Origin of the sequence: Marinovum sp. (genome assembly GCF_048263515.1) — a bacterium.
GTDB lineage: Bacteria > Pseudomonadota > Alphaproteobacteria > Rhodobacterales > Rhodobacteraceae > Marinovum.
Window position 1 is genome coordinate 1 of the sequence record NZ_JBLXEC010000042.1, and the last position, 5,456, is coordinate 5,456.

The window sequence follows — 5,456 nt, forward strand, 5'->3', positions numbered from 1 at the left end:
CCCTCCACTTGGTTCCTATGGAACCATCATGGCATACGAGATGCCGCTGGGTGGGGGCATCCACCGCATCAGTTCAGACCTCACCGACAGAGCTGCTGCGTCAGGAGTTTGCCATGAAAGCAAGGCCTCCCGACGCTTATGGGAGAAACAGACGTGGTCGGATCGCTCTCTGCCGATTACAAGTTCCAGATATCCAACGTCACATCATCAAAGCGGAAGTATTCCACGTCGACCAGGCGGTCGGTGCCATCCGCACCCGTCACGGTCACCTCGTTGCCCGAACGCGTCAGCGTGTAGTCGGCCGCATTGCCGTCGAACAGCGCATAGTCCGAGCCGCCGCCGCCGTCGATGACGTCATCGCCGAGACCGCCCTTGAGGTAGTCCACCCCGCCGTAGCCGAAGATGAAGTCGTCACCCTCGAGCCCGTTGAGCTGGTTGCGCCCCAAGGAGCCGCGCAGCTCGTCGTCGAAGCGCGAGCCCACAAGGTTCTCGATCTCGAAGTAGAGATCGCGCGCCGCCACCCCGCCGGAGCCGTAACCGGTTTCCTGGCCGTTGACGCGGGCGCCGTTCGACAGGTTGGCGATGATCCCGGCGCCGGCGTTGTAATAGGTCACCGTGTCGATGCCGTCGCCGCCGAAATAGCGCTCGCGCCCGCCCTCGGAGGAGACGAACCAGTCGTAGTCGCCCAAGCCCCGGAAGTCGTTCTCGCCGTCGTCGCCGTAGAACACGTCCTGCCGGCCCGAGCCGGTGATCCGCTCGATCGAGGTCAGGTCGAGCCCCGCCGCCAGCCCGGTGTTGTTGGCCGGATTGGCGAGGTCGACGACCAGGCCAGAGGCCTGCGTGCCCGAGGGCGGCAGGCCGTTCGAGGAGAAGATGTCGGCCACCACATTCGCCGCCGAGGACTGGTAGTCGAGGAAGGACAGCATGTCCTGGCCGGTGCCGCCGTCGATGGTGTCATTGCCCTCGGTGGCGATGAACCAGTCGTAGTCACCGAGGCCGCGCAGCTCGTTGTCGCCGGCATCGCCCTTGATCCGGTCGGCAAAGACGGTGCCGGTGACGCGCTCGACATTGCTCAGTTGCAGCTGTTCAGAGCCGTCATGGTTGACCCCGGTGCCGGCCGAGAGGTCGATGTCGAGGCGGTACTCGACATTGGTCCGCCCGGGGGTGTTGGGCAGGTTGTAGAACGACACCATGTCGTGACCTTCGCCGCCGTCGATGGTGTCGGCCCCCCCACCCGGATTGATCCAGTCATTGCCACCGAGCGCTTCAAAAATTTCCTCCCTGGTCGATCCGGTCATAAGGTTGGCGTTGCCGTCTCCGGTGTAAGTGGGTGCAGAATATAGCGCACTGGTCTGCGAATAGCTGAGAATGGCGTCGAGAAACTGGAAATGTTCGATGTCGGCAGCTACGAAATCGACCCCGAGTTCAGAAGTCAGTTGCAGCCCGCCCAAGACCAGCTGCGCAGTGACAGTATCACTAGTCACATCGAAGACAGCTGTGTCCTCATCCGATCCCCCCACCAGGGTATCGTCTCCCGCGCCTCCGCGCAGAACATCCCTGCCGCTCCCGCCGTTCAATTGGTCACTGCCTGCACCAGCGTCGAACGTGTCGTTGCCGTTTCCGCCGCTAAGCACGTCGTCGCCACTGGCGGTGATCAAATGGTAGTTCTCTACGTTCTCGAATGAGATTTCGTGGCTGTTGTCGCCGGTTCGTACCCTATAGTCCGAAGTGCGGCCCCAAGAGGCGTGGATGTCCGTCGAAAACCCCGTGAAATTCACGACAGCTGTGTCCTCGCCGCTATTGGCGTCCCAAGTGTAACTCCCCTCGCCGATGCCAGCCCCGAGGATCAACGCCAGCCGGTCATCGCCGCTGCCGGTTGTCAGAGACGCTAACCGTTCGATTCCAGTGACAGTTGTATCGTCCGCCAGCGCAAAAGATGCACTACCGCTGCGATTGTCAAATGTGACGTTTTGCGCCGTCGGCGTGCTACCACGAAAAAGCTCTAACTCATCTGTTCCGTCCCCCCCCGTCAATTGCGTCAACGAAGGCCGATGCAATATAATCGTTTCCGGTGCCCCCGCTTAGAACATTAAAGCCATAGCCGCCATAAAGGAGGTCGTCGCCGTCGCCCCCAAAGATCGTGTCGTTGCCGTCGCCACCATCAAGCCAGTCCGGTCCCCCGTTTCCCAATAACAGATTATCTCCATTTAAGGCAGAAGACTCGTCAGCATAATCGCTTCCAATTAAAACGATGTTCTCGACGCCGATCAAATCTGTGGTGGAGCGCTGCCCGGATGTGTACTCATAAGTTTGTATCCGCGTGCCTCCCCCCACTCCTAAGTAATTCTCCATCCAAGTCGCGACGGCTTGGCCTGAGAAGTCCACGATTGCGGTGTCTTCACCGCCGGGATCAGAGAAAGAAAAGGTACCCGGGGAAATCGGAACCAGGACCCAATCGTCGCCGCTCGTGAATGACGTTTGCGTCGGATGATCATCGTCAATGATCGTGAAGGTTGCCGCGGCGAGGTATTGTGTGACGTCCGCATCCGGGATCATCTGCGCAATTAAGCCGAAGGATTCCGGCACCTCGGATTGAGCGTCATCAGATATGTCAATCGTTATGGATTCAGATTGTCTGCCGGCTGGGATGAACAGCGGTTGATCAACCAGGAAGGTATAATCGCCGTTGTTGGCAGACCCATGCACAACCGTGGTGCTGACGTAGATCGTCTGATCGAATGCCGAATCTGGCCGTGTTAGGGTGAATGTAGCGCTGCCGTCGGCTTCGCCAAACTGCGCAGAATTGGGCGTAATCGACCAACTGAAGGGTGATCCGCAGTGGACGATGTGAGCGTCTGCCGTAGTACTCGCGGCATCCAGGATCAAATCGATCCTTGCGCCTTCAGGCAACGCCGCAAAGGATGCGGCCGTTTGCCACCCTAGCGCTGCGCCCGCACCGCCAGGATCAACCTCCAGCAAGACGCTTCGCCTGCCGATATCAAAACGTGTGCGCACCAGGCTGGCGACACTTTCTCCCGCCCCGCCTGCCCAAGCCACAGAGGCAAGTGAAGACGCGTCGACCACGTCGCTTTCGACTGCAGAATAACTACCGAAATTTCCGGTTCTATAGTCCTCGATCGTATCACCATCGTCCGCAACGAAGACATCATTCCCCGGCCCACCCCAGAGTCTGTCGAGTCCGCTGCCCCCGTTCAACGTGTCGTCGTCTCCATCGCCGAAAAGACGATCGTTACCACCTTCACCCAGCAATTCGTCGTTGTGGCCTCCCCCCCAAAGATCGTCATTCTCAGAACCGCCAATGAGCCTGTCGTTTCCCGAACCGCCAGAGAGAGAGTCTCTCCCGCCACCGCCATGCAATTCGTCACCGTCAGCTCCCCCATCCAAAAGATCGTTGCCGTTGCCGCCGCGGAGGACGTCCGCGCCTTCAAGCCCAAGAATAAAATCGTCGCCGACGCCGCCCTGAAGCGCCGCAAACTGGACACCGTTGTCGCCAGCACTCGTTTCATCCCACAGCGCCCCATAGAACGGCTTGCCATGACCCATGATTATGCTCGTGCCGGGTTGATAGAATTCCTTTAGAGGCGAATCACTTAGCGCTTGAAGGTTGTTGAAGTAGAGATTGGGATTGTGCCGCAGGCCGAAACCTCTGACAAAGTATGCGCTATTAAAATAACTGACATCGATATTGTCATGATTTGGGAGGTCAATGTCTATGAAGCCTGAGGAACGGTCAAAGCCGATATTATTCTCCAGAACGGAATTCGGAGTAAGGAATCGTAATAAGTCAACTCCATCTCCTAGCAGTCCTGGAGATCCGTCTTTTTGAGGATGAGTCACTCGATCCAACGAATTTGAGACGCCAAGAAACCATTCCGGCGAGTTGACCCCGGTAATTTCGTCGCGAAAAAAGTGGCCGCCCCAGTTAATATCAGCAACTTCATAGTTGATCCGGGTCAGGAGATCGGCAATTTTTCTGTCAAAGCCAGCTGACCCGACGGAGACAACTTTTAGTTCAAGATCTGGAATAAATTCGAACTGTACAGAGTCAGACACTGCAAACACATCAGCCATTGTGCCGCCCAGGCTATGCCCACTAACAATGAACCTCTCAATCTTCTCGGTGATCGCATCATTTGAGTTCGTATCGATAATGTACTCTCTAGCGGCTTCGATCAGGGGTCGAAACGCCTCATAGTGCGCAATAATCCCCCGATACTCGAACGTTTGCCCATGGAAAAAAGCCGGTAGACCATTGACTAATCTAGCGTCATGACTATCGGTTCCCCTGAATGACAGCATCAGTGTATTGGCGCCTCCAACATTAGCTGTCGCTAGTATTGCCTGAGCTGTTTCTTGATCAATAGGTTCCCCAGGAAGATTGGGCCTCGCGATAAAGAGGCCGGCTTCGTTAAACCTGTGGCGATATGGATCGAGGGTGATACTAAGGTGGTCATCAGTGAGAACAGTAATCTCGTTTCCGAACTCCAGTTCGAGACCACCCAGTGGATCATCCGGGGTGTTATTGTCATCAGGTGTGCCAGTCTTGTACGCCTCGAGAGCGCCTAACATCCCCCAACGCATGATATCAAAGTCACTTATCGGCGCATGACGAGGATCACTCGAGGTGATTGGCGCAGTAGAACTCACGAATTCTGTGAATTCCGGAAGTTCTTGGTTTGCGAGTGGTGAATCCAGGAAATCGATGAAGCCGAGCAGCGTGCCGCCGTCGTCGAAGCCTTCCGCGATCTGATAGTCGGGGAAGCTGACGCCATTGCCATTGGTGTAGCTCCCCAGTGTCTCACCGATGTTTAGGTGCAGATGCGTGCCGGTCCGCACCCCGGTGTTTCCGACTGAACCGATGATCTGGCCGGAAACGACCTCATCGCCAATCGACAGCGGCACCGAATCCTGCGCCAAGTGGAGATAGCTGGAGTAAGGAGTAAAAGGTCTGCCCCTCTAGGTCATGCGCAATTGTCACTACGTTGCCGAGCGCACCGGGTGGTCCTAGTGACGGGTCGCGTGGGCCCGCATCCGTCAAACCGCCGTAGAGACTGCTTGCCGCGGTTCCGTCCGGAACGCCCTCTTCAACGAAGACAACCGTTCCGTCCGCCACCGCAAGCACATTTGCATTTAAAATTGATCCCGATGGAAGAGTGAAATCCCATCCATAGTACAGATCGCCGTCGTGGCTAGTTGTTCCAGCCGGAGCTTGAGTGACTTGAAGCCTCAATCCGGTTGCAAAAGGCGTGCCGAGTGATATCGGCGAAGTAATCATTTCCTGCCCTTCCTAAAATTTGTAAGTCCAGACTACGTTCCGTTGGTTGCTGAACAAACAAAAAAAGAATCGCGTGGTGAAAGCAGGCTGCTGAAAAACTCTGACCTCGACGCTTATCAAGAAACATGATTCATCGCCACCACGGCAGGGACGGAGGTGG

The 5,456-nt window shown here is 56.7% G+C and carries 2 protein-coding genes and 1 pseudogene; all 3 read right to left on the minus strand.

What is annotated here, in order from left to right:
* Positions 1-176: 176 nt before the first annotated feature.
* The gene (locus tag ACN0SE_RS19995; protein WP_417526292.1) at positions 177-1,484 is read right to left on the minus strand and encodes a hypothetical protein; all 1,308 of its coding nucleotides are present in this window, start codon (positions 1,482-1,484) and stop codon (positions 177-179) included.
* Positions 1,485-1,508: 24 nt separating this feature from the next.
* Positions 1,509-1,778, minus strand: a pseudogene (locus tag ACN0SE_RS20000) (calcium-binding protein); the annotation flags it as partial.
* Between the two features lie 229 nt (positions 1,779-2,007).
* Complete coding sequence (locus ACN0SE_RS20005; RefSeq protein ID WP_417526291.1) at positions 2,008-4,938, minus strand: hypothetical protein; 2,931 nt, start codon at positions 4,936-4,938, stop codon at positions 2,008-2,010.
* Positions 4,939-5,456: the final 518 nt, after the last annotated feature.